The 24,126-nt window shown below is 35.7% G+C and carries 24 protein-coding genes; 8 read left to right on the top strand and 16 right to left on the bottom strand.

The annotated features are described in order from the left end of the window. Positions 1-17: 17 nt before the first annotated feature. The 3 genes from recJ (at position 18) to KKI44_RS16625 (ending at position 2,751) form a co-directional block, all read left to right on the top strand. Positions 18-1,730, top strand: a complete 1,713-nt coding sequence (gene recJ / locus KKI44_RS16635; RefSeq protein WP_214588364.1) for a single-stranded-DNA-specific exonuclease RecJ — start codon at positions 18-20, stop codon at positions 1,728-1,730. Between the two features lie 9 nt (positions 1,731-1,739). Further along, positions 1,740-2,324 carry a nicotinate (nicotinamide) nucleotide adenylyltransferase gene (gene nadD, locus KKI44_RS16630; protein WP_087707954.1) on the top strand — a complete coding sequence of 195 codons (585 nt, stop codon included), beginning with the start codon at positions 1,740-1,742 and terminating at the stop codon, positions 2,322-2,324. Between the two features lie 88 nt (positions 2,325-2,412). Continuing rightward, on the top strand, positions 2,413-2,751 hold the full coding sequence (locus KKI44_RS16625; RefSeq protein ID WP_214588363.1) for a DUF3817 domain-containing protein: 339 nt from the start codon (positions 2,413-2,415) through the stop codon (positions 2,749-2,751). Positions 2,752-2,811: 60 nt separating this feature from the next. Here the strand turns inward: KKI44_RS16625 and KKI44_RS16620 are convergent, their stop codons facing one another. Next, entirely contained in the window at positions 2,812-4,527 is a 1,716-nt protein-coding gene (locus KKI44_RS16620; protein WP_214588362.1) for a carboxypeptidase-like regulatory domain-containing protein, read from the bottom strand. Between the two features lie 393 nt (positions 4,528-4,920). Here KKI44_RS16620 and KKI44_RS16615 point away from each other — a divergent pair, with 393 nt between their 5' ends. The 3 genes from KKI44_RS16615 (at position 4,921) to KKI44_RS16610 (ending at position 8,118) form a co-directional block, all read left to right on the top strand. Further along, positions 4,921-7,182 carry a TonB-dependent receptor domain-containing protein gene (locus tag KKI44_RS16615; protein WP_214588361.1) on the top strand — a complete coding sequence of 754 codons (2,262 nt, stop codon included), beginning with the start codon at positions 4,921-4,923 and terminating at the stop codon, positions 7,180-7,182. Between the two features lie 82 nt (positions 7,183-7,264). Next, positions 7,265-7,438: a hypothetical protein gene (locus KKI44_RS22730; protein WP_250902084.1), complete on the top strand. Its 174-nt coding sequence runs from the start codon at positions 7,265-7,267 to the stop codon at positions 7,436-7,438. Next, positions 7,408-8,118 carry an alpha/beta fold hydrolase gene (locus KKI44_RS16610; RefSeq protein ID WP_250902083.1) on the top strand — a complete coding sequence of 237 codons (711 nt, stop codon included), beginning with the start codon at positions 7,408-7,410 and terminating at the stop codon, positions 8,116-8,118. Before KKI44_RS22730 ends, KKI44_RS16610 begins: the two co-directional genes overlap by 31 nt. 34 nt (positions 8,119-8,152) lie before the next feature. Here the strand turns inward: KKI44_RS16610 and KKI44_RS16605 are convergent, their stop codons facing one another. From KKI44_RS16605 to KKI44_RS16545, 13 genes are all read right to left on the bottom strand, one after another. Beyond that, on the bottom strand, positions 8,153-9,910 hold the full coding sequence (locus tag KKI44_RS16605) for a discoidin domain-containing protein (protein WP_214588360.1): 1,758 nt from the start codon (positions 9,908-9,910) through the stop codon (positions 8,153-8,155). Positions 9,911-9,939: 29 nt separating this feature from the next. Further along, on the bottom strand, positions 9,940-10,965 hold the full coding sequence (locus KKI44_RS16600) for a hypothetical protein (RefSeq protein ID WP_214588359.1): 1,026 nt from the start codon (positions 10,963-10,965) through the stop codon (positions 9,940-9,942). 34 nt (positions 10,966-10,999) lie between these two features. Then, positions 11,000-12,490, bottom strand: a complete 1,491-nt coding sequence (locus KKI44_RS16595) for an NAD(P)-binding protein (protein WP_250902082.1) — start codon at positions 12,488-12,490, stop codon at positions 11,000-11,002. A 121-nt stretch (positions 12,491-12,611) separates the two neighbouring features. Continuing rightward, a complete protein-coding gene (locus KKI44_RS16590) occupies positions 12,612-12,911 on the bottom strand; it encodes a type II toxin-antitoxin system RelE/ParE family toxin (protein WP_214588358.1) in 300 nt (99 codons plus the stop codon). Next, positions 12,901-13,236 (bottom strand): hypothetical protein, encoded by a 336-nt coding sequence (locus KKI44_RS16585; protein WP_214588357.1) that lies wholly within the window; start codon positions 13,234-13,236, stop codon positions 12,901-12,903. Before KKI44_RS16585 ends, KKI44_RS16590 begins: the two co-directional genes overlap by 11 nt. A 58-nt stretch (positions 13,237-13,294) precedes the next feature. Then, entirely contained in the window at positions 13,295-14,809 is a 1,515-nt protein-coding gene (locus KKI44_RS16580) for a polyamine aminopropyltransferase (protein ID WP_214588356.1), read from the bottom strand. Further along, positions 14,802-15,017, bottom strand: coding sequence for a DUF350 domain-containing protein (locus tag KKI44_RS16575; RefSeq protein WP_214588355.1), 216 nt, complete (start codon positions 15,015-15,017; stop codon positions 14,802-14,804). The genes KKI44_RS16580 and KKI44_RS16575 overlap by 8 nt, the downstream gene beginning before the upstream one ends. 11 nt (positions 15,018-15,028) lie before the next feature. Continuing rightward, positions 15,029-15,226, bottom strand: coding sequence for a hypothetical protein (locus tag KKI44_RS16570; RefSeq protein ID WP_214588354.1), 198 nt, complete (start codon positions 15,224-15,226; stop codon positions 15,029-15,031). Positions 15,227-15,229: 3 nt separating this feature from the next. Then, entirely contained in the window at positions 15,230-16,702 is a 1,473-nt protein-coding gene (locus KKI44_RS16565; RefSeq protein ID WP_214588353.1) for a DUF4178 domain-containing protein, read from the bottom strand. A gap of 3 nt (positions 16,703-16,705) precedes the next feature. After that, positions 16,706-17,065 carry an S-adenosylmethionine decarboxylase family protein gene (locus tag KKI44_RS16560; RefSeq protein ID WP_214588352.1) on the bottom strand — a complete coding sequence of 120 codons (360 nt, stop codon included), beginning with the start codon at positions 17,063-17,065 and terminating at the stop codon, positions 16,706-16,708. Between the two features lie 24 nt (positions 17,066-17,089). Beyond that, positions 17,090-18,013 carry a citrulline utilization hydrolase CtlX gene (gene ctlX / locus KKI44_RS16555; protein WP_214591176.1) on the bottom strand — a complete coding sequence of 308 codons (924 nt, stop codon included), beginning with the start codon at positions 18,011-18,013 and terminating at the stop codon, positions 17,090-17,092. A 10-nt stretch (positions 18,014-18,023) separates the two neighbouring features. Beyond that, positions 18,024-19,391, bottom strand: a complete 1,368-nt coding sequence (locus KKI44_RS16550; RefSeq protein ID WP_214588351.1) for a hypothetical protein — start codon at positions 19,389-19,391, stop codon at positions 18,024-18,026. An 11-nt stretch (positions 19,392-19,402) separates the two neighbouring features. Continuing rightward, the gene (locus KKI44_RS16545) at positions 19,403-20,317 is read right to left on the bottom strand and encodes a dimethylarginine dimethylaminohydrolase family protein (protein ID WP_076391890.1); all 915 of its coding nucleotides are present in this window, start codon (positions 20,315-20,317) and stop codon (positions 19,403-19,405) included. A gap of 312 nt (positions 20,318-20,629) precedes the next feature. On the opposite strand from KKI44_RS16545, the gene KKI44_RS16540 reads away from it, so the two are divergent. Both KKI44_RS16540 and KKI44_RS16535 read left to right on the top strand, forming a co-directional pair. Next, the gene (locus tag KKI44_RS16540; RefSeq protein ID WP_214588350.1) at positions 20,630-20,791 is read left to right on the top strand and encodes a hypothetical protein; all 162 of its coding nucleotides are present in this window, start codon (positions 20,630-20,632) and stop codon (positions 20,789-20,791) included. Between the two features lie 68 nt (positions 20,792-20,859). Next, positions 20,860-21,294: a hypothetical protein gene (locus tag KKI44_RS16535; RefSeq protein WP_214588349.1), complete on the top strand. Its 435-nt coding sequence runs from the start codon at positions 20,860-20,862 to the stop codon at positions 21,292-21,294. Between the two features lie 73 nt (positions 21,295-21,367). Here KKI44_RS16535 and KKI44_RS16530 read toward each other — a convergent pair whose 3' ends face one another. Next, positions 21,368-22,654, bottom strand: a complete 1,287-nt coding sequence (locus KKI44_RS16530) for a citrate synthase (protein WP_076391888.1) — start codon at positions 22,652-22,654, stop codon at positions 21,368-21,370. Positions 22,655-22,744: 90 nt separating this feature from the next. Then, positions 22,745-24,037, bottom strand: a complete 1,293-nt coding sequence (gene eno, locus KKI44_RS16525) for a phosphopyruvate hydratase (RefSeq protein ID WP_076391886.1) — start codon at positions 24,035-24,037, stop codon at positions 22,745-22,747. Positions 24,038-24,126: the final 89 nt, after the last annotated feature.

Below are 24,126 nucleotides of genomic sequence, written 5' to 3'. Positions count from 1 at the left end.
TTCCCTATTTTTGTGAAATGAGTCAAAAATGGATTTACAAGCCCGAACCCGATGAGGAAATTGTGGATGGATTAAGTTCGTCTCTTGGTTTTGGAACTTTTGAATCTAAACTCCTCGTTCTCAGAGGAATTGACAATTATCAAAAGGCAAGAGAATTTTTTAAACCCAACCTTAACGACATTCACAGTCCGTTTTTAATGGCAGATATGCAAAAAGCTGTAGAGCGGATCGCCACTGCAATTGAGAATGGAGAAAAAATATTGGTATACGGAGATTATGACGTGGACGGAACAACTGCCGTTGCACTGATGTATCTGTACCTCAGCAAAATTGTTCAGAAAAAATATTTAGATTATTATATTCCCGACAGAAATTCTGAAGGGTACGGAATTTCCACCGAAGGAATCGACTTTGCGAAAGAAAACGGCTTTTCGCTAATTATCGCTTTAGACTGCGGAATCAAAGCATTAGACATGATCAGCTATGCCAAAAGTCTTGATATTGATTTTATCATCTGCGATCACCATTTACCCGGCGAAGAAATTCCTGACGCTGTTGCTGTTCTGGATCCGAAAAGAAGCGACTGCCGCTATCCTTTCAAAGAACTTTCCGGTTGCGGAGTTGGTTTTAAACTTTGTCAGGGACTGAATACGATTTATAAACTTCCTGAAGCAGAACTGTTTGAATTAACAGATCTTCTTGCGATTTCCATTGCCGCAGATATCGTTTCAATGACCGGAGAAAACAGGGTTTTGGCTAAAATGGGACTGAAAACTCTTCGAAAAACGAGAAATTTAGGCTTAAGATTATTAATTCCTGAAGACAAGCTTTCTCATTTTGAAATTTCAAATATTGTGTTTGAAATTGCGCCGAAAATTAATGCTGCCGGAAGAATTTCGCACGGAAAAGCAGCCGTTGAGCTTATGGTTTCGGATAACCTGAAACACGCCCATCAGATCGTGAGCGACATCATGAATCTTAACGATGAAAGGCGTGAACTGGATATGAATTCTACCCTTTCTGCTTTGAATCAGGTTATTGAATCTCAGCAGGAAACAAAATATACAACCATCGTTTATCATCCGGAATGGAATAAAGGAGTGATCGGAATTGTAGCTTCGAGACTGATTGAAACCTACTACAAACCTACTCTCGTTTTTACCGATGGAAATAATGGGGAAATGGTGGCTTCGGCGAGATCAGTTTCAGATTTTGATGTTCACGAAGCACTGGATATGTGTTCGGAATATTTTTTAAAATTCGGAGGACATCATGCTGCAGCAGGACTTTCTATGGAGAAAGAAAAATTTGCGGCTTTCAAAGAAAAATTTGAACGGGTGGTTTCCGAAAAAATCAAAGAACATCAGAAAGAGCCTTCGATCACGATAGATTCGGAAATACAGATTGATGAAATCAACAGGGAATTTATCAATTTCCACAGAAAACTGGCACCTTTCGGACCTCATAATATGAAACCGATTCTTACATTAACGAATCAGAAAATTTCGGGGTATATCAAAACGATGGGGAAAGATAATAATCATCTTAAATTCTATATCAAGCAGGAATCCACCGGAAGAAATATTGAATGTGTAGGCTTTAAATTAGGACAGTTTGCCGATGATTTCAGAAATAAATATTTTGATCTTGCCTTTACGCTGGAAGAAAACCACTGGAAAGGGAATGTAACGCATTATCTGAATATTAAAGATGTAAAATTCAGGGATTAGAAGTTGGTTATGAAAAAAATTGGTTTATTTTTCGGTTCGTTTAACCCGATTCATATTGGTCATTTAATTTTAGCCAATTACATTCTGGAAAATTCCGATATGGATGAATTGTGGTTTGTGGTAAGTCCGCAAAATCCTTTTAAAGAAAAAAAATCTTTGTTAAAAGATCATAACCGACTGGATATGGTGCAGCTTGCGGTAAAAAATTATCCGAGAATGCGCGCTTCAAATGTGGAGTTTTCATTGCCACAGCCAAGTTATACAATTGATACACTTACTTATCTTCATGAGAAATATCCCGACTATTCTTTTAGTTTAATCATGGGAGAAGACAATCTGGAAAGCCTTCATAAATGGAAGAATGCTGAAACTTTAATTAAGAATCATCACATCATTGTTTATCCGAGAGTTTTTGAAGGTGAAAAGAAAGATTCTGAATACCTTCAGCACGAAAATATTTCTCTAATCAACGCGCCGGTTATTGAACTTTCCGCAACAGAAATCCGAAACATGATTAAAAGCGGAAAAAATGTAAGACCGATGCTTCCTCCCGAAGTTTTTGATTATCTGGATGGGAGCAGTTTTTATAAGTAATTTTATATTTAGAAAATTAAAAATTAGAATTTAGAATTAATAATTGCAATTTTTTTCAACTCATAAACCGAATTTTCAATTCAATACTATGAACTTCATCGAAAAATTTTTCTTAAAATATCCTCAGGAAAAAATCATTAAATGGTTTAAAAACATCTGCCTTGCAGAAGCCGTTTCGTGGTTTTTTCTTTTCACGGCAATGATATGGATCCGCACCAATCCCGATGAAATTCTTCCTATTGTCTACATCAGTACCATCGGAAGTATTCACGGTTTCTTTTTTTCTCTTTATCTGATCTTTTTACCTGCTGTGAGAAAAATTTACGTGTGGGACGATGAAGACAGCGTTTTTGCCTTAATTGCCGCCTTCTTCCCATTTGCAACCATCTGGATTGATAAAAAACTTGCCCGTTTCGACAGAGAGTAATACCTAAACATACAAAAAGGACCTTTTCGGTCCTTTTCTAATTTTAGAATGTAATGATTTTTACATATCGCGTTTCACATGACCAGTTGCTGTGAACGTATGGCTTCCTGTTGTATTGGTATAAGTTCCGTTAACTGTGAAATCAATATAATCTCCAACCACACCAAAAGTAGAGATATTGACGATTAAATTTCCGTTGCTCGGTGTAATCACTGCCCCCGAAAGCTCAAACATATAATCCGTAGTAAAACTTGCAGCAACGCCCATCATATTGTTCTGAGTCATGGAAAAGTATGGTCCTGCAGGATTTACAGAGTTTATTCTCAGCTGTTTCGATGGTAAATTCGGTGTAGGCGAAGTAAGTCCGGACCATTGTGCGTTAAATGATCCCAGAACATAAGTCACTGCTTGATTATCGATTTTATAACTTACAAATTCGCTTACAGAATTACAAACCGTAATATTTCCCAAATTAACCGTATTGGTAGTTGCTGTAAAAGTAACTTCTCCGGTAGTCTGAAGATTGGCAACATCAAATCCTTCATAAATAAACTGTGGATTTGAAGTACACGAATAAGTACTCATGGTAAAGCTTCCATTGGCATTTACAGGAACCGAAAGATAATTGAAATAATTTGTTCCTGCAGCATTTCGCAATATCACATAACCGTCTGTAACATCTGTATTGGCACAGGTTTTCAGATTTCCCTGGATGGTATAGCTTGTTGAAGCAGAAGGATTAATTGTAATATCTGCTATCGTTGTTATAACTCCTGCCGGAAATGGTCCTACATTGGAAGTATAAATGACGTTATTACAAATATCATAAACTTTTAAATTAAGGACTTCATTTGCAGGAACAATTCCCGAAACCATTCCCATATTGTCTGTTATACCATAAGTCTCATACGTTTGAGAAGCTCTCTTTAAAGTTACTTTAATATTCGGAAGAACCTGTCCCGCAGTATTTTTCACTGTTACTTTCATGGTTGCCTGCTGAAACTGAGCATCACAATTCCACCAGGAAAAATGGCTTACTGTTCCCACATAAGTATTTCCAACTTTTGTGGCAGAACCTTCCTCATTCCACATTCCTGTCTGTTCATTGTAAGACCAAAGCGGAATCGTTGCCGGAGAAGAGGAAGTCTGAGAAGCGTCAATAGGTACTGTAATTTCTGCGGTATGTCCGTTGGCAATCTGAAGATTCTGTCCGGAACTTCCTGTCAGCTGAACATGTACCATTCCAAAAGTCTCCATGACTCTCGCATTCCCGCCTGAATTTGTCGCAAGCAGTGATCCCGGCATCAATTCATTAAGATAGGGATTTGAGGATGCCAGATTAAACAAAGCAACCTTTACACTTCCTGTATAGGCATTTCCGTTCGCATCTTTAAAGCTTCCGTCGAACTTTACTTTTGTTCCGTTCGGAAGAGAAACCGTAGAACTTGAACCCGAAGAAATTGTGGAAGTTGTGGCAGCAGGAATCATCATGATGTTTATTCTGTTCATTCCATTGGTAGGAACCAGAACACGCGAAGCATTTACAAATCCTGCTTTTGTAACTTTTACATGGGCAAAATTTTCTTTTACAGAGGCATTTTTAAATGTAAAGAAACCTTTGAGGTTCGTGGTGACTGTAGCTGTACCTATGGTAACCGCAGCTCCGGAAACAGGTGCACCATTGATGTCTAAAACCACACCCTGAAAGTTTTTTTGTACATCATTTCCAAAATTATAATTGGATTGGGGATTCGACGTGTTGTTATCAATTTCCATGAAAGATTCATCTTTACAGGAAAAAATTAATGATAACAACAAAAAAAGGAGGTAAAATTTTCTCATATGCTAATATTTTTAAGTTTTAACTAAATTAATCATAAAATACGTTCGCTTTTCTTTTTATTGAGATTTTAATTAATTATTGTTTAAAAACTGAAAATTATTTGGAGCCGTGTAATAGAATTTAGACCTGAATTGTCTAAATAAATAGCAAACCTACTACGATTAAAAATTTTATACAAAATTTTACTAACTGAAAATCAAGTAGTTAAATTTTAATTAAAAACATTTTAAGTACTTTGTATTGCAAGATACTTAATTTATTATATATCTTTGCAATGTTAAATAATAACAAATACAAGCTATTAAAACTCTCTAAAATATTATATCATGAAAACGACCATTCTTATCGCAGCTATATTCTTCAGTGGATTATCTTTCGCACAGCAAACTAAAAAAGATACTGTAAAAACAAAAAGCATAGAAGGAGTTACTTTAACCAAGCAGGTTTTCAAAAAACAAAGCGACCGTTTTGTCTATGATGTTGCTGCCTCTCCGATTGCAAAAGGAAATACAACGTTCGATATTCTAAAGCAGACTCCCCTTTTGTCTACAACAGATGATAAAACGTTAAAGATTGCAGGGAAAAATAATGCGCTGATCTACATTAACGGCAGAAAAAGCAATATGGATGCAGAATCTCTGGTTCAGTTTCTGAAAAACACACCCGCAGAAAATATCCAGAAAATTGAAGTGATTACAGTTCCGGGAAGTGAATATCAGGTGGAATCTTCCGATGGGATCATCAATATCGTTCTGAAGAAAAAAATGAGCGACGGAACCAGCGGAAACATGAGAATGTCTAATACCCAAAGCAAATACAATGCAAGCAACGCCAGTTTCTCTGTCAATTACAGAAAAGACAAACTGGGAATTAATGCGAATCTTAGCGGTGGCGAAAATATCAATCCGCAGTCTTACATTCTCAGAAACCGATCTGAAAATGTACAGAATGAATCTGTAGGGAATATTGATGATCCAAACAAAAATTTAGGAGGATATCTGAATATTGATTATCAGTTGAATGACAAAAGTAATCTGGCTTTATCATGGAATACATGGGCAAACAAAAGCTACAATTCTACGATTGATCTGATGAACACGATTACAAAATATGATACTAACGGCAATATACTTTCAACCGCTTACACTAAAACCAAAAATAAAGAGGACGCAAGAAGTTACAACAATTCTGTAAATTTAAACTATGAAGTAAAGCTTGATTCTTTAGGAAGCAAACTGAACGTGAATGCAGCTTATCTTAATTATAAAAGATTTCAGTACACGAATAACAACACGCTGATTCAGGATGCGGCAGGAAATTTCAACCAAAACAGCAGCAAAATAATTCAGGATCTTCCGCAGGTTATCAATAATTTTTCCGGGACGGTGGATTATATTCAGAAATTTAAAAACGATTTTACGTTCTCTGCCGGGGGAAATTACAATAAAACAAAAACAGACAACGACACCAAAAACTATTCATATCCATACGATCTTTCCGGTAACCAGTTAGCTTCTCAAAACGATTTTAACCATTTTGTTTACAATGAAAATATTTATGGTCTGTATGTAACTTTTGAAAAGAAGTTTTCGGATAAGTTCTCAGGAAAAATCGGAGCCAGATACGAAATCACGAATAGCTTAGGAACTGCAGACAGCTGGAAAAACAATGTAGAAACCAATCAGCAGATCGAAAGAAATTATAATAATCTTTTGCCTTATCTAAGTTTCAATTATGCCATTAATGATAAGAACAATATATCTTATTCATTTTCAAGCCGAATGAGAAGACCCAGCTTTTGGGAACTGAATCCTGTAAAAAATCTTATTACGGAAGATAATTATACCCAAAATAATCCTTTCGTAAAAGCATCTTCTACCTACAATCAGGAGTTAACGTATATGTACAAAAATTCTTATTTCCTGATTCTGAATCATACGTATGAAAAAGACCAGATTACACAGGTTCCCTTGCAGAGAAGCTATATCGATCCGAAAACCAATCAGAAAAGAGTTCAGTTGGCGTACATCAGAACCAATTTCGGAGACAAGCAGGAAATGTCTGCCATGCTGGGAATTCAGAAATCTTTATTCAAGCAATATCTTACATTAAACTTCAATGCGGGGGTACAGTATAACATCAACAACGGAACATTAGATACAGATCCTACAACAGGACAGGTTTTTGATACTTATTTAAACAACAGAAAATCTGCAAGTATGTTGATTACCAGCAACAACACCATCCGTTTAGACAAAAAGAAAACATGGTTCTTAGGCGTAAATTTCTTCTATGTGGATAAACAGCAGATAGAACTTGGTATGCTGAAAAACTTAGCAAGTTTAGATCTGAACATTAAGAAAAACTGGAACGACTGGACGTTTGCGGTAAATCTGAATGATGTTTTAAGAACCAATGTCGTGGAAATTGAAGATTTACAGGCTTCCGGAAACTATAACTACATTAGAAACGACCAGTACAGAAGAAGCATTAATGTAAGCATTACTTACAATTTCGGAAACCAGAAAGTGAAAAAGGTAAGAAACATCGAAAGTGCTTCAGACGAAATTAAAAACAGAACCAGATAACAATCATTTCTTCATATAAATCATTTTTTGTGGTAAACTCGCTGAGAAATCGGCGAGTTTTTTTATTTTTAATTAAAATTCAATGATGAAGAGTCGTTTAATTGCTTTAGCTGGTTTATTTCTTCTTACACTTTTAGACTGTAAGCAAAACACCATTGATTTCGGAAGTGGTAAATCTTTCACCATAGAAAAAATGTTTCCTACGGAAAAGACAAGGAACAGAAAATGGACGTTTATATTCCTAAGGCTTCTTTAAAAGATAAAGACGTTTTCATCGTTATTCATGGCGGCGGTTGGCGCGGCGGAAGAAGATCTCAGCTTACGGATTTCACCTATAATCTGATGAAAAAATTTCCTGAACATATTTTTGTCAATCTGGATTACAGGCTTGCTTCATCCAAGCGTTTTGCTCTTCCGAATCAAACAGATGATATTGCCAGTGCCATGAATGGTTTAGAAAAAAACTTAAAAATTCATCCCAAATATATTCTTCTCGGAAACAGCGCGGGCGGACATTTAGCAATGTTGTATGCTTATAAATTTGATCCGGACAGAAAGGTAAAAGCAGTTATCAATATCGTCGGTCCCACTGATCTGAACGATTCAGGATTTAAAAATTATGAAGATTATGCTTTCGTAGAAAAACATTTGATTGATCCTAAAATCGTTGACAGCAAAACAACGCTAATGGACTTTGGAAGTCCGGTTTACTGGATTACTCCAACTTCCGCTCCTACCCTTTCTTATTACGGAATTAATGACCATGTGGTTCCACTATCTCAGCAAAAAACTTTAGACTCCACTCTCACAAAAAACAAAGTCTATCATGAATCTTATGAATTTACCGGAGATCATCTCGGCTGGGATCAGTCTTCCAATGCAGATTTTCTGGTCAATAAAATTGAGGGATTTATGAAGAATATCGACAAAAAATAAACGCTCTGAAAAACTCAAAGCGTTTATTAATATTTTATTCAGACTTAAAAATCTCCGATCTTTCCGAAACTCCATTCGCATTGAAAGCTTCGATCTGGAAATAATATGCGTCCGCTCTATCGGCTCCGGTGAAGAAATATTCGTTTTTTCCGTACACCATAATGCTTCCGTACAATTTCTCTGGAGATTTCCCCCAATAAATGACGTATCCGTCTGCATCAGAGTTCTGCTGCCATTTCATCCAGATGCTTCTTCTTTCGCCGTATTTCTTAGGATCTGATCTCAACGGAACAAAACTCTGAACTTTTCCGGGAACAGTTCCTGCTCCTTTTCCGAATACCCTGAAACCGCTTAATGCAAATTTTCCGGTAGGCATTTTAAGATTTTCCATTTTCAGAAATCTCGCTTTTGTAGGTTTTTCCAATTCTACATAATCATGAGGAACATCTTTGGTGTTTTTGCTTTTATCCACAATAACATTCCATTTTTTACCGTCATCGGAACCATAGATTTTATACTGATGCATTTTACCCAGCGTTTTCCCCATAAACTCAACATCCTGATCGGCGTAATTGATCTGAATAGCATTAATGGTAGAAACCTCTCCCAAATCCGTCTGAAACCATTCTCCGGAATTTCCTGTTTTGGCACTCCAGTACGTTTTAATATCTTCATCCACCGCATAATTGGAATGATAACCACCTAAAGTGGATGAAACCTGAACCGGCTTATTGTAATTCAGCAGCATCCAACCTGCAAAAAGTCCTTTAGAGAAATCTTTTCCCTGTGCGTATTGCGGAAGATACGTCGGATAATCTCCGTAAGCCGTGTTGCAGTACATTACATCATCTTTATCAAATCCGGCAGGCCAGATTCCTAAACGTCTTTCAAAATTATTTTTGGTTGATATAAAAATGGTAGAAATGTGCCACCAGTTTTTGTAATTATCTTCAAACGTTGCACCATGTCCTGCTCCTCTCGCAAAACCTCCCGGTTTGTAAGAAAACGGATTGTGCTGTTGATATTCAAAACCTTCCAAAGGTTTATTACTCACATACACTCCATCCGAATATCCGCTGAATTCCGTTGCAGGAGCTCCGTACTGAAGATAATATTTTCCGTTATGCTTCGTCATCCAAGCTCCTTCTACGAAAGGCTGCAAGAAAACATTATCATTGTATTCCCCGAATCTTTCCCAGCCGTGATCTTCCGGTTTTAGTCTGATCGTAGGCTTTACAAAACCTTCGGACTGAAGGGTATTTACTTTTACTTCAGTTCCCAACAAAGGCCATTCATTGCTTGATCCCCAATACAAGTACAGCTTGTTTTTGTCTTCATCGTAATGAAATGCAGGATCCCAAGCTCCGACTTTTAAAGTATCAACGGCAATTTTCCAGTCGTCTTTGGTGGGATTGGTACTTTTCCAAATCGGGAAATCCTGTTCCCATGTAGATCCGAAAACGTATAACGTATCTTTCATTGCCCAAACTGCAGGAGCATTCAGATCGTGAGTATATTTATTGTCTCTTAAAAATTTTCGGTGGACAAACTTCCAGTCGAGCATATCATCGCTGTACCAATACCCTTCCTGATTGGTGGAAAAAAGAAAGAGCTTGTTTTTAAAATTAACAATCACCGGATCGGCTGTTGCACGGTGTTTTCCCTGTTTTGAAAAAACTTCAAACGGAGTATAACCATAATCGATATTAATCGGGTTACAAAATGTCTTCTGCTGAGCATTTAAACTGAAAAATCCCAACAAGAGCATGAATGAAAGGAGGCACTTCTGCATTTTCATATGTTTTAACTTTGAAGGCAAAATTAGTTAACTTTTTTCGGTTTTCTCCAAATAAAGCCATCCAATAAGTAATGCGTAAGCTGAGGAACGACTAATAAAGGGACTAAAAACTGAAACCAGTTTAACGAAACATTCAGATTTAATGAAAAATGTTCGTTCCAGACCAAAATTTCCCATAAAAACTCTTCGAAAAATGCAAAAGCTAGAATAACGAGAATAAATAAAAATATCCCGAAAGCAGATTTGAATAAAGAAAGACGGTTTAGATTTTGATCGTCTTTTTGTTGAATTTCTCTGATGTAAATTAAAGCAATGTAAGGAATTCCGTGTGAAATCACATTCAGAAAAGTGAAAACCAAATCGTTGTTGAAATAAACAATTCCGAAATACCACGACAGATAGGTTCCGGAAATTAAGGCAATTTTCGGAATATTAAATTGTCTGGTTTTAAAGATTTCAAAAATAGTTTTGAATAGCCAAATCATTAAAATCCCGAAATATAAAATCTTAATAACTGGAATATAATCCGGAAGATGCTGAAGCCATTTGAATTCATTTTGTACAAACCACGTAAAAGCTCTCGGCGTTTTAAACCAATACAACATCGGAAAAATTGTGGCAGAATACACCGCAATCTCATCGATTCTTTTACTCCGGCTATTAGGTTCAAATCTGGCATAAATTCTCATGAAACCATATTGCTGCCTGATAAAATGAAAAACCGCCACCAAAGCCAAAACCGACCAAAAAGTAAGACTTCCGAACTGGTATAAAATCAATCCTAAAATCCAGCTCAAGGCAGGAATTCCATAATATAAAAGTTTCCTTTTCCTGACTTCTTCTTTAACGAAATACGTTTTAAATAACGTTGAATACACATGCGCTACATCCACGAAAACAATCAGGAAAAGCCATGTGTAAAATGAATAATGATTTTCCAGCACCTGAATCTGTTTCTGAAATAAGAAAACAATCAGCAAAATAATAAAAGGCGGCGACAGAATAAACCAGCCGTCTGTTTTTGCGTTATGGATCCAGGGTTGTTTCATTTTTATTTTTTGAGAAACCTTATTTTAATTTTAATCAATCAAATTGCTGCATCTGCTTTGCGGTTCTCCATCCCTGATAAAAAGCTTCCTCGAAAATTGAAATTCCTGAAAGGTCTGAATGGGCAAAGAAAATTTTTCCGTCAATCGGCTGTTTTGCCATTTCTGAATTTCCAAAAATCTGGTTCGGAACAGGCGCAATCATCGCATGACCGATTTTGTGAAACTGCATTTCGAGGATAAAATCTTCAATCATAGGATGGGCTTTTTTTAAATCTTCCAAAACAAGGCTTTTCAACTCATCTTCTTTCAGACCGTATAATTTTTTTCTTGCTTTTTTACAGTCATTGGTAGAAAAACTTCTGTAGTAGGTAATCACTTTTTCACCCATAATCTGGTTTACATTCTGATGCTGATCGTAAATATAACCCAAACCATCGGAACCATAAATTACATTATCCCAAGCCAATTCTTCATCTCCTCCGAAAACGTTTTGTAAAGTAATCGTTGTTAAAAGCCACGGAACATAGTTAAAATGTTCAGCTCTTTTATTGTTGAAAATTCTTTCGTTGACGAATTGCGGAGTCGCAAACAGAACTTTTTCAGCAATGATCTTTTTTGTCTTTTTCTGAATATTGTCGAAACTTAAAACCTCAACATTTTTATCATTAATTTTTACCTCAAAAACTAAATTATTCGATGAAGATTTTCCTTCTGTATATTTTGAAAAATGTTTTGCCAGTCTTGCATTTCCTTCCGGCCATGTGAAAACCTGATCTTTGTATTTTTTGCTCCAGTTGTTTTTTCTTCCCGCAAAATAATGAATTCCCGCCCAGGCCGAAACGTAATCGATTCCCAAACCGTAATCGTCGCGACAGGAATAATCTAACAGCCAGAGTAATTCTTCAGATGTAAAATTTTCCTGTTTCAGCCAGTCTTTGAAAATAATTTTCTCTAGTTGTAAAACCTCATCTTCCCGACTGGAATCGTGAACAGGAATGGCAAACCAATATTTTCCTTCTGCATCTTTTTTGTGCTGAAAGTGATCCATCATTTTAAAAAACCGGTCGAATTCCGCTTTTGTTTCTGAGGAAATTCCGTTTTGCGGAACGATATCATTTTGCCATGAATTTTTGAAAAACAACCGTTCCTGTTGCGGGAAAGTCATCTGATATTCATCTAAAATCGGATCACCGTTTTCATCGTGTCCCTGATACATTTTGCATTCATTCAGAAATTCGATGATTTCAGTATTTTCTTTATTCGGCAATGGCAAATAATGCGCTCCCAAAGGAAATTTTGAAAATTTGTTCTGTCCGTTGGAAGAGTTTCCGCCTAAATGATTTTCCATTTCGAGCAACAGATAATTGTTTTCCTGATTCTGGCTGAAAAATCTACACGCCGAAAGTCCTGAAATTCCTCCACCGACAACGAGGTATTTTGTGCGAATTTCTTCCGTAGGTTCAGGAAAATCTTTTGCCCAGAGTTTGTGCCCTAAAATATGATTGGTTCCGGTGATTTTAAGCAATAACGATTTGCCTTTTTTACTGCAATAGTGTAAAAAAGGAATCATGAGACTGCCCAAGAACAGGGTTTTAAGGAAATCTTTACGTGAAAATTGAGTGGGTTGAGTTGGCAAGATTTAATGGTTATTTTGAGATGCTTTCATAGTTGTCTTCAGGATTCTGAAAATTGTTGATAACTCTGTGGATTCTCAACATATCATCCTGATAATCATAAATAATGTAGTTATGTTTCGTTACCAAATATTTCATAAACCCTGTATCTCTATATTTTTCAAAGTATACATTCTGTGTTTCTAAAATACTTATAGCATCATCTAACTGATCAAAAAACTTAAATAAGACTTTTCGATTCCATTTTCTTAAAAGATAAGATTCAATATCATCAATATCTTGCTGAGCCGCAATTGAAATATCAACTTTCACCGTCTGTTAGTTTTTTTAATTTCTCTCTTTTAGCTTTCATAAAGTCGTGATAAGAGACCGTTCTTCCCATTCTGAAATCTTCTTCGGATCTTTTCAACGATTCTAAAATCTCTTCATGGGTTTCGTTTCTATAAACAGGTTCCATTACTTTGGCAATAGAAAGCAGTTCTTCGGAAGTAAATCTCTTTTCTTTCATTTTTTTAAAAAAGGTCGGCTTTTTGATCCCTGTTTTTTCGATAATGTAAGAAATTTTAAATGGTGAATCTTTCAGAATCTGATCGATGTTGTTCTGGATTTCTATATATTTTTCAATTTCAGCTATCATATTTTTACAATTTAAGTATCAATTTATGATACAAATATAATAAATAATTGACACTTTTCTATTGAACTTTACCCCATTCTTCATCAAAATATCTTACTAAAATCTGGTTATCCAATCGATTGACTTCAATATCTTTGGTTTTCATATCTTTCGTAAAGTAAGAGAGTTGTGAAAAATTATAATCATAAAATTTCAGATTCGGAATTTTACGATATATTTTATTGTTGATCGGCTCAAAAGAAGCCATTGAAAATCCCCATTCTCCGAATGACGGAACATACGTGTGATATGCAGAAGTAAAAGGAAAGACCTCGTTAATTGTTTTCTCAATACACCAGAAAGATTTTGGAGCAAAATAGGGAGAAGTAGTCTGTCCCACAATTTTTGTATCTAAAGTAGTGAGTCTTTCGAGTTCTCTGTAAAACTGTAAAGAATACAATTTTCTTAAACTGTAATTGGAAGGATCCGGAAAATCGATAATGATGACATCGTACTTTTTAGAGTTTTCTTTTACCCAAATGTAAGCGTCTTTATTTATCACTTTTAACTTTGGACTGGATAAAGAGCTTTGATTCAATTGGCGCATGGTTTCATTATTCCTGAAAAAATCTGTCATTTCTCCATCCAAATCCACCAAAGTGATGTCTTTTACTCCTTTGTATTTTAAAACTTCACGAACTGCGAAACCGTCTCCACCGCCGAGAATTAAAATATGATCGATCTTTTTAGCCATCGACATCGCAGGATGAACCAACGCTTCGTGATAACGGTATTCATCTACTGAAGAAAACTGCAGATTGTTATTTAAATATAATCTGAATTCGCGGCTGTTTCTGGTTAAAACGATTCTCTGGTATGGTGAGCTTTTAGTGTAAACGACATTTTCACCGTACAGTTTTTCTTCTGAAAATGATAAAATTCTGTCTGAAAAGATAAAGAGAGTGACAAGCAGAAGAAAGGCTCCGATTGATTTAACTCTTAATGAAACTGGTTTTGAAAGTTCATTTTTCAGATAAAAACATAAAAATATGGCAATGGAAATATTAACCAAGCCAAAAAACAGAGGGGTTTTTACGATTCCCAACTGCGGAATCAATACCAAAGGAAACAGAATAGAAGCCAGTAAAGCTCCGATATAATCAAAGGCGAAAACATTTGAAACGAGATCCTTGAACTGAACCCTGTCTTTCAGAATATTCATCAACAACGGAATTTCTACTCCAACCAGACAGCCCGTAAAAAACACAAAAAGGTATAAAACAGCTTCAAAATGAGCCAAAGTGTTAAACAGAATAAATAAAACCACAGAGCTTATTCCGCCGATAATCCCAACCAGAATTTCAATTTCTATGAATTTATCAATTAAATTTCCCTTGATGAATTTGGCAAAATACGATCCTACTCCCATCGAAAAAAGATAGACTCCGATGATGAAGGAAAACTGCTTCACGGAATCGCCCAAAAGATAACTCGCCAAAGCTCCCGCTACCAATTCGTAGATCAGTCCGCAGGTTGCGATGACAAACACCGAAAACATCAAAAGCAGTTCAAGAGGAATCCTCTTTTTATCCATGAATTGCTGCGCTTATGATCATTGATATCCCGATGATGAATGCTCCGAAAATAATCGCCAAAGCAGTATTTTTATTGTGAGCGATTTCGTGCCATGTTTTTTCCGGCGTTATTTTCTCAATAATTAAATAGCAAACCAGCAATATGGCTATTCCCAGAAAGGAATAAATCACTGAATTGATGACCGGTAAAAAGTTGATCTGATTCATAGTTTATATTTTTATTTGTGATAGTATCTGTAATAGCCTACTCCGGAAGAGTGATGTGTTCTTGTGGTTCCGTCTCTGTAGGTTTCTGTTTTTTCGCAGTCGCAGAATTGGTTGCCGTCAAAAGTGAGGTAAGTAAACCAGCCGACAAAAAAAACTCCGATGAGACAGAGAATCCAGTGTTCTTTTATGTAATTAATAATATTTTCCATCGTTTATGAGTAGGTGTAAGGTGAATTTGAACTGTTGTACCATTTTGATCTTTCGAAAGATTTTCTTCCGAACCAGACTGCTGCGACAAACGCGATCATAAACAAAAGAACAAACACAAAATTCCTGAAGGAAACAGGAAGCCATTCTGCCTTAATTTTAACAGATTTATTTTCGCTGACTGTAGATGTAATGGTTCCGGCTGCAAGGTTGGTATTCAAAAGGGAGTCGATATCCGCTTTTCCTAACGTCTGATGAACAAATTGTCCAAGACTGCTCACAGTGTCTTCCTTAATCATTTTTGAGCTTCCGAAAGCCGTTGTTTCCATCGTGCTGTTGTTGGTAACGTTAATGGTTCCGTTGCTATCTCTGGATAAGGTTAAACTTCCGTCTTGGGTCGCGTAATATGATGGAGGCATAACCTTTGGAGTTTCCTGTTTTTCTGCCGAAATAATAAAGTGGTATTTTCCGGGAGCAACTCCGCAGAAATTAAAACTTTCATTCTTTCTTCCTTCGCTCCAGTTTTCACCGTCTTCATAACCGTGGTATTCCTCGATGTCTTTTGAAGCAAACACAATTTCGTTGGTTTTCTCGTTCACCAATCCTAAACCGACATTTGCCCATGAATTATCCACATTGGAATATACCTCAACTTTTAACGGGGCAGAACCGCCTGATAAATCAAAGCTTTTACTGACCATTTCTTTATTGCGGACATCTGCAAAATTAATTTCCTGCTCGAAAACCGATTTATTGGTTCTCGTCCCGACTACATACAATTGGATCAGACTAATTAGTAATGCCGAAACCGCCATAATATTAATGGTGTGTTTTACATTTACATAAAACGGCTGAACAATTCCTATTCCTGAATAATTGGGAAGGTTAGAAATTCCGAACGCTTTTTTTACTTTGTATTTTGAGATGTGTTTGCCGAAGAAGAATTCAATTTTTCCCTTCGACTGCTCTTGGGAAATCATCTGAGTTGCATTCACATATTCCTTGTATGTTGCCAGTCCGAAATTCAGTTTATCTTCAAAAAAACCTGCAGCAGAATGAATGGTGCATTCTGTAGTTTCGTACCAGCGGTAATTTCTTCCATGCAGTTCCACTGCTTTTCCGTTCATCTTTTTCTTTACATCCATTGCATTAATGATATGAAGAAAAGTCCAGTGTCCATCACTCTCACTTAAGAAAGCATCTTCTCCTTTTGTATCTTTTAAATAATATTCTCTCCAAAAGATACTGGTTCCGTATTTTCGGATGATAATTCCGGTAACGGTATATTCTGTATTGTCGATGATTCCTTTCTGCCCGATATCCAATACAACATTTTCTGTAGGAACTTTGATGTGTTTCTGATGTTTATTATTTTCGACATCAATAAGATAAGAACAGGTCTTACAGACATATTCTTTTATATCGAAAGTAAGATCCAGTTTATTTCCGGATTCGCAGGCGGGACAAACGTAAAACATTTTTTATCTGTAAATTTTGTGTTTCTGAATGGTTTTAGCTTTAAAATAGTCTATTACTTCATCTGCAATTTTTTCAACTTTTTCTGTGTTATCCTGCAGATAATTGCAGAGAAAAACATCAAAAGTAAGTTGTTTAAATTCCGGCCACGTATGAATACAGAGGTGGGATTCTTTAAGACAAACCGCGGAAGTAAAGCTGTTATTTTCAAAAATATGACTGGTAATTCCTACAATTTCCACGTCTTTTGTTGCGAGCATATCTTTGGTAAATGCCAAGAAACCGTCACCGTCTATTAACAAAGCTTCTGACTCCGTTTCCAAAGTCAGAAGAATATGTAAACCTTTGCTGGTTAATGATTCCAATTCAATGTATTTTCAGCAAATATATTATTTTTTTGGTAAGAAAACTTCTGCAAGCATACAACGTGCGCTTCCGCCTCCGTTTACTTCAATGGTATTTAAATCTGAGTAGATGACTTCACAGTGTTTTTCAATTGCTGCAACCTGATCCTGATGTAAGGATTTATAAGCGGTTTCGCTCATCACCAAAAATTTCTGTCCGTCTTTATTATTTACCTGAAGCATATTTCCTGCAAACTGCTGCATCTGCTCTTCAGAAATTTCAATAATTTCTTTTCCTGAGTTTTTAATGGTTTCAATGACTTTGCTTCTTTCGAGTTCATCATCGATACAATCCAGACAGATTACCACAAATTTATCTGCTACACACATCATCACGTTGGTGTGGTAAATCGGAAGTCTTTCTTCTCCAACGGTTTGGAATGAATGGAAAACAACCGGTGTAAAACCGTACTTTTCGCAAAATTCTCTGAACAGGTTTTCATCCAGTCTTAAAGAAACCGAACCGTAAGCAATTTTGTTATCGTGATCGAAGATCATGCTTCCTGTTCCTTCCAAAAAATGTCCCTGTGTTTCAGGAAAAGACCAGTCGTCGATTTCCGCTACTTCAAATCCCTGTTCTTTAATGGTTTCAATGATATCGTCTCTTCTTTCTACTCTTCTGTTGGAAGCAAACATCGGATATAAAACCACTTTTCCGTCTTTGTGAAAACTTACCCAGTTGTTCGGGAAAATAGAATCCGGAGTGTGCGGATCTAATGTATCTTTTACTGTGATGACGTTAATTCCTTTGCTTCTTAATTTTTCAACAAAAGCTTTAAATTCAGACAAAGCTTTGAACTGGGTATCGAAACCTTTCTGCTCTACCTGAAAATAATTGTTTTTTGCCGTTTCTGCATTAAATCCGAATGCAATCGGCTCTATCATTAATACTGTATCTGTTGTCTGCATACTTTGGGTTTTATTCATTTTTAATTAAAAATGTGTGTATTGAAAAAGATAAAATTTCCGGATTCTTAGCCAAATTAATAAAATATTTTTTGCCACTAATTGTTTCTGCCTCAACTTCTGTTCCATCGAAATATCTTAAAATATATCTTTCTTTTCTTCTGATACTTCTTGATGTGCTCCGAAACTCTTGATAAATGTCTTTTGATGTTGAATTGCTTGTTATAACTTTTGTATCATCTGTGAAATCTAAATAACTATAAATTATTTCTTCGTCTTCATCAATAGCATATATATCAAAATTATCTATAAAATTCTTTGCCAGTTTCGGAGTAAATAATATTGAGGAAGAATATAATTGTGGATAATAGTATGCTGAGAGATTTTTTTTCTTATCTGAATAACCAACACCACAACTCATTCTAATTCTCTCTACATTTTTTCTGAAAACTAAAATCCCATTTTTAAGTTTATATTCTTTTTTATTTGGAAATTTCCTACTTATTAATGTTCCTTTTCCGTCGTATTTTCTTTCTTCCCAAACGATCCATTCATTAAAAGAATTTTTATAATTCTGATAAATAATTTTCTCTCTTACAATTTCATTCTCATCATAAAAAATTTGTCTGAAAGATAATCCCGCATATTCTAATTTTTCACTTACTTTTCTTCCATATTTCTTCTCAATCGTTAAAACAGAATCTCTTTCAATCCTAATAATCTGATGGTTCTTATAATTTTCAAAATGATATTTTGTTAATTTAGAATCTTTAGTTAAGGTAGAATCTACTTTATTGTAATTCTCAAATTTTTCCTTCCTAACTTCTGTATTATTAAAATATTTCTTAGTCCATATTCTACCGTTATCATACGTCTCTTCATAACTTAATTCCGGATTTTGTTCATTAAAGAAATATTTTATTCTGAAAACATTTAAAGAATCATTCTTGTTTGTATCAAACCTGTATGTTTCCTTTTCTTCATAAGATCTATTATTAAAATTTACTTTAGAAAATTGATTATAAACTCTTATTCGATTATCATTAACTAATCTCGAAATCTTGTTGATAAAATTACCTTTAAAATTCAATCTGAATTTTTCATTCTGCTTAGCTTTAATAGATGTTACGGAAATAAGTCGGTTCTCATCATCAAATTCAAAAAGGTCTTCTGTTAAAGAATCTTTCACCAAAATTGAATTTTTTGAAATGACCTGAACCAAGCGAATTACTCTGCCTCCCTTTTTAAGCTTTAAAGATTTAATTTTATTAATTTCTAAATCTTTAGCATTTCCATATAAGATTTCAGCCCAATTAATTTTTTGCTGAGCATGAACTTTAGATATGAATATCAGAAAAAAAAATAAAACTAATCTTTTCAATAAACTTTAATTTACTCTCTTACTAATGGCATTGTCGAGCAACGTAAAAGTCCTCCCATTTTAGAAATCTCGCGGTACGGAATTTCTTCAACGGTCATTCCCCATTCGTTTCTGAGGTGATTGTTCATTCTGGTGAATGCTTTGTCGGAAACTACGATTTCCGGAGAGATTGAAAAAATATTCGGGAACATTTCAAACATTTCCTCCGCTGTAACGTGGAAGCAGTTTTCTTCACCGAAAATATCAATAATCAGACGATAATCGCTTTCGTCTACAAATCCGTCTTTGTAAATAATACATTTATCCTTTCCAATGGGGTTGAATGTACAATCCAGATGTAAAATTCCTTCGTACGGTATTCTGTCGTTCTTTTTCAGTTCCAGATCGATGATTCTTTTTTTAGGAAAGTATTCTTTGAGAATTTCGATGGCATATTCGTTAGTTCTTGCCGTTTTATAACTTCTGTAATCTTCACTGAAACATGTTCCGATGAACAGAAAATCGTCCCAGACAATTACATCTCCACCTTCAATGTGTGCAGTTTCCGGAAGATTAATTATTTTTCTCCACGCCACTTTTTCAAAAACCGTTTTATACGCTTCCTGTTCGTCTGCTCGGTCTGCAATCACATTGGAAATGATCATTTTATCATCAATTACGAAAGCTACATCTCTTGCAAAGACCTGATTGTAGTCTGCAATAATGTCCGGACGAAGAACTTCTACATCATATTTCTTTAAAACCGCTTCGAAAGCGTTCATTTCATGAATGATATCCGACTCTTTCGGATATATGTTATTTTCGATAGAATGATACGATTTTGCATCATAACTTTCCTCTAATGTAGGAACTGCTCCCATTGAATTGGGCTGCCCTAAAACCACTGATTTCAGCCTTCCCGTTTCGTTTTTTATATTTAGCTTCATAAAGATTTATGCAATGCTACAAATATAAGTAAAGGACTGAATCTGGGAAACTTTTGTCCTGTTTTTAGGTGATCTGCGCAATATAAATCTATGAAATAATCTTCTTACAGTTTTTTACTTCAGCAGATTGATAGACTAAAGCATTTATTCACTTAAATAAGCGATTTTATCAGATAATTTTATTCACAATAATTGGTTATGAATTATTTTTTGATAAAATGTAAAAAGTTTTAATTAAAATTCCTACCTTAGTGATATAATTTCTGTAGAAATTAAAACATAAAACATTAACAATCAAACACCAAAAAAATCATGAACGCAAAAAAAACCGTGCTTCTTAAAGCACAAAAATTAGGCAGAGAGCAACAAAAAAACATCATTGGAGGAGCAACCACCGCAAGACGTTGCTGCGAATATGATTTTGAAACAGGAAAATGTACACTCTGGACTTGCGACAGATGTCAATGTCCATAACAGAAAATTAGACTTAAAGCCTGCTTTTGAAGCAGGTTTTATTTTTTAGTTTATTTTTGTACTTTATCATGAAAAAATCCGATAAATTTTTACACACTATCTGTATAGCAAAAATTAAACGAAGTACAATACAGCCTTATGATTTTAAGTGGACTCAATTCTATGAAGATGATTCAAAAGAATTGTTTATAGATTATCCAATTGAATTACTTGACGAAGAACGAATCATCTGCTCCACAATTATAAATGAAGATAATTTCAGTATTTTAACTACCAAGAAACTCATAACTTTAAAAAACGGTAGACTTTCTTTGGGAAGTTGTATTAATGCAACAGATAAATTGTATGGAAAATTCAAAAGTAAAACAAAGGACTTCTCCTTAGGCTCTGTAGAACTGGAAAATGGCGAAATTTTAGAATATTTTATTGAAACAGGAAGAGCTTCGATGATAATGATCCAAGGTGTAAAGACGATGATACAAATTACAACCGTAAAAAAATAAAAAAGTCTCCAAAGCTGAGAAATAAAAAATCCCAAAGCAAGCTTCGGGATTTTTGTTTATAGTAAGATACTGATTATCTGTTAACCATATCAATATAATCTCTTTTTGGAGCTCCTTGATACACCTGTCTTGGTCTTCCGATCGGGTCTCCTTTCAGTCTCATTTCTTTCCACTGAGAAATCCATCCCGGTAATCTTCCTAATGCGAACATTACGGTGAACATTTCTGTAGGGATTCCTAATGCTCTGTAGATAATTCCTGAATAGAAATCCACGTTTGGATATAGTTTTCTTTCTACGAAGTATTCGTCTTCAAGAGCTACTCTTTCCAACTGCATTGCAATATCAAGCGCTTTATCCTGAATTCCTAATGCATTAAGAATATCGTCAGCAGCTTTCTTGATGATTTTTGCTCTAGGATCGAAGTTTTTGTATACTCTGTGTCCGAATCCCATTAAACGGAAGTTATCGTTTTTATCTTTAGCTTTCGCAATGTATTTAGATACATCTCCTCCATCTTTCTCAATCAGTTCAAGCATTTCGATAACCGCCTGGTTTGCTCCACCGTGAAGTGGTCCCCAAAGTGCAGAAACCCCTGCAGAAACTGAAGCAAAAAGACCTGTATGAGCAGAACCTACCATTCTCACTGTAGAAGTAGAACAGTTTTGCTCGTGATCTGCGTGAAGAATTAATAATTTATCTAAAGCACCAACAACAACAGGATCGATTTCAAATTCCTGATTTGGCATTCTGAAAGCCATTTTGTAGAAGTTTTCTACATAGTTCAGGCTGTTGTCTCCGTGATTAAGCGGCAATCCCTGAGTTTTTCTGTACGTCCATGCGCAAAGGTGAGAGAATTTTGCAATTAACAATTCTGCTGCATGATCCATTTCTTCTTTAGAATTTACATTAACTGCTTTTGGATTAAACGCCGTTAACGCTGAAGTTAAAGAAGATAAAACTCCCATTGGGTGAGCAGAACGAGGGAAAGCATCCATGATCTTTTTCATCTCCTCTGCTACGAAATTATATTTTTTAATGTTTGATTCGAAAGAATTGTACTGATCCTGAGAAGGCAATTCACCGTGTAATAAAAGATACATCACTTCTGTGAAGTTAGATTTCTCGGCAATCTGCTCGATCGGATATCCTCTGTAGAATAATTCTCCTTTGTCTCCGTCTAAGTAAGTGATGTCACTAAGTGTAGCTCCGGTGTTCTTATACCCTAAATCAAGAGTGATTAGACCTGTCTGGTCTCTTAATTTTGAAATATCGATTCCTCTGTCTCCGATAGTACTATCCACAATTGGATATTCATATGAATTACCGTCGTAATTCAATATTACCTTGTTGTCTGACATTATTTAATTTATTTTTTTCTAAATATACTACTTATTACAAAATACGGCAAACTAAAAATTTCGCTTGCCGTTATTTATAAATTCGATTAATTATCTTTTGATTTTAAAAGCATCTAAGCCCGGAAAAACTGCGGTTTCACCAAGAGCTTCTTCAATTCTCAACAGCTGGTTGTATTTCGCCATTCTGTCTGATCTTGAAGCGGATCCTGTTTTAATCTGTCCGCAATTCATTGCTACTGCCAAATCTGCGATTGTAGAGTCTTCAGTTTCTCCTGATCTGTGAGACATTACAGAAGTGAATCTGTTGTTCTGCGCCATTTGTACCGCTGCCATTGTTTCAGAAAGAGATCCGATCTGGTTTACTTTTACCAAGATTGAGTTTGCAATTCCTTCTTTTACTCCTCTTGATAGTCTTTCAACATTGGTTACGAATAAATCGTCTCCTACCAACTGTACTCTGTCTCCGATTTTATCGGTTAACATTTTCCAGCCTTCCCAGTCGTTTTCCTGCATTCCGTCTTCGATTGAAATGATCGGATATTTCGCTGCCAGTTCAGCAAGGTAAGAAACCTGCTCGCTGCTTGAGAACTGAGCGGCATCCGGAGTCTGGAATTTTCTGTAATCGTAGATTCCGTCTTTATAAAATTCAGAAGCGGCACAGTCAAGCGCCAACATAATATCGTCACCCGGCTTATAACCTGCTTTTTCAATAGCCTGAAGTAAAGTATCCAAAGCATCTTCAGTTCCTTTGAAAGTTGGTGCGAAACCACCTTCATCACCTACTGCAGTAGACAGACCTCTTGAGTGAAGAATCGATTTAAGGTTGTGGAAAATTTCAGTTCCTTTTCTCAATGCGTGAGAGAAAGAATCTGCTTTTACCGGCATGATCATAAATTCCTGAAACGCAATCGGGGCATCGGAGTGAGAGCCTCCGTTGATCACGTTCATCATCGGAACAGGAAGGGTATTTGCATTGACACCGCCAACATATTTGTACAAAGGCATTTTCAATTCTGCTGCTGCTGCTTTAGCTGCTGCCAAAGAAACACCAAGAATTGCATTTGCTCCAAGATTTCCTTTATTATTGGTTCCGTCAAGATCAATCATAATCTGGTCGATAAGATTCTGATCGTATACAGGAAGACCTACCAATTCAGGGGCAATCACTTCTCTTACATTTTCAACCGCTTTAAGAACTCCTTTCCCCATATATTCTGAACCACCGTCGCGCAATTCCACCGCTTCATGTTCTCCTGTAGAAGCTCCGGAAGGTACCGCAGCGCGTCCCATCGCACCACTTTCCGTAAATACATCTACTTCAACTGTAGGATTTCCTCTTGAATCCAAAATTTGTCTCGCTTCTATGTAAGAAATGTAACTCATTGTTCGTTTTTTTATAGTTCAGACAAATTTAATCAATTTTTAACTTTTTAAAGCAAATGAATGGGAATTTATGGGGTTATTGTGAGTTA

It is taken from the genome of Chryseobacterium sp. ZHDP1 (assembly GCF_018603435.1).
Classification (GTDB): Bacteria; Bacteroidota; Bacteroidia; order Flavobacteriales; family Weeksellaceae; genus Chryseobacterium; species Chryseobacterium indicum.
This window is presented reverse-complemented; position numbering and strand designations above follow the sequence as displayed.

Bases quoted from the DNA above. Each gene is read 5' to 3' on its own strand.
- recJ (WP_214588364.1), top strand. From the start codon at position 18: ATGAGTCAAAAATGGATTTACAAGCCCGAACCCGATGAGGAAATTGTG.
- nadD (WP_087707954.1), top strand. From the start codon at position 1,740: ATGAAAAAAATTGGTTTATTTTTCGGTTCGTTTAACCCGATTCATATT.
- KKI44_RS16625 (WP_214588363.1), top strand. From the start codon at position 2,413: ATGAACTTCATCGAAAAATTTTTCTTAAAATATCCTCAGGAAAAAATC.
- KKI44_RS16620 (WP_214588362.1), bottom strand. From the start codon at position 4,527: ATGGAAATTGATAACAACACGTCGAATCCCCAATCCAATTATAATTTT.
- KKI44_RS16615 (WP_214588361.1), top strand. From the start codon at position 4,921: ATGAAAACGACCATTCTTATCGCAGCTATATTCTTCAGTGGATTATCT.
- KKI44_RS22730 (WP_250902084.1), top strand. From the start codon at position 7,265: ATGATGAAGAGTCGTTTAATTGCTTTAGCTGGTTTATTTCTTCTTACA.
- KKI44_RS16610 (WP_250902083.1), top strand. From the start codon at position 7,408: ATGGACGTTTATATTCCTAAGGCTTCTTTAAAAGATAAAGACGTTTTC.
- KKI44_RS16605 (WP_214588360.1), bottom strand. From the start codon at position 9,910: ATGCAGAAGTGCCTCCTTTCATTCATGCTCTTGTTGGGATTTTTCAGT.
- KKI44_RS16600 (WP_214588359.1), bottom strand. From the start codon at position 10,965: ATGAAACAACCCTGGATCCATAACGCAAAAACAGACGGCTGGTTTATT.
- KKI44_RS16585 (WP_214588357.1), bottom strand. From the start codon at position 13,236: ATGATAGCTGAAATTGAAAAATATATAGAAATCCAGAACAACATCGAT.
- KKI44_RS16580 (WP_214588356.1), bottom strand. From the start codon at position 14,809: ATGGATAAAAAGAGGATTCCTCTTGAACTGCTTTTGATGTTTTCGGTG.
- KKI44_RS16575 (WP_214588355.1), bottom strand. From the start codon at position 15,017: ATGAATCAGATCAACTTTTTACCGGTCATCAATTCAGTGATTTATTCC.
- KKI44_RS16570 (WP_214588354.1), bottom strand. From the start codon at position 15,226: ATGGAAAATATTATTAATTACATAAAAGAACACTGGATTCTCTGTCTC.
- KKI44_RS16565 (WP_214588353.1), bottom strand. From the start codon at position 16,702: ATGTTTTACGTTTGTCCCGCCTGCGAATCCGGAAATAAACTGGATCTT.
- ctlX (WP_214591176.1), bottom strand. From the start codon at position 18,013: ATGCAGACAACAGATACAGTATTAATGATAGAGCCGATTGCATTCGGA.
- KKI44_RS16545 (WP_076391890.1), bottom strand. From the start codon at position 20,317: ATGAAGCTAAATATAAAAAACGAAACGGGAAGGCTGAAATCAGTGGTT.
- KKI44_RS16540 (WP_214588350.1), top strand. From the start codon at position 20,630: ATGAACGCAAAAAAAACCGTGCTTCTTAAAGCACAAAAATTAGGCAGA.
- KKI44_RS16535 (WP_214588349.1), top strand. From the start codon at position 20,860: ATGAAAAAATCCGATAAATTTTTACACACTATCTGTATAGCAAAAATT.
- KKI44_RS16530 (WP_076391888.1), bottom strand. From the start codon at position 22,654: ATGTCAGACAACAAGGTAATATTGAATTACGACGGTAATTCATATGAA.
- eno (WP_076391886.1), bottom strand. From the start codon at position 24,037: ATGAGTTACATTTCTTACATAGAAGCGAGACAAATTTTGGATTCAAGA.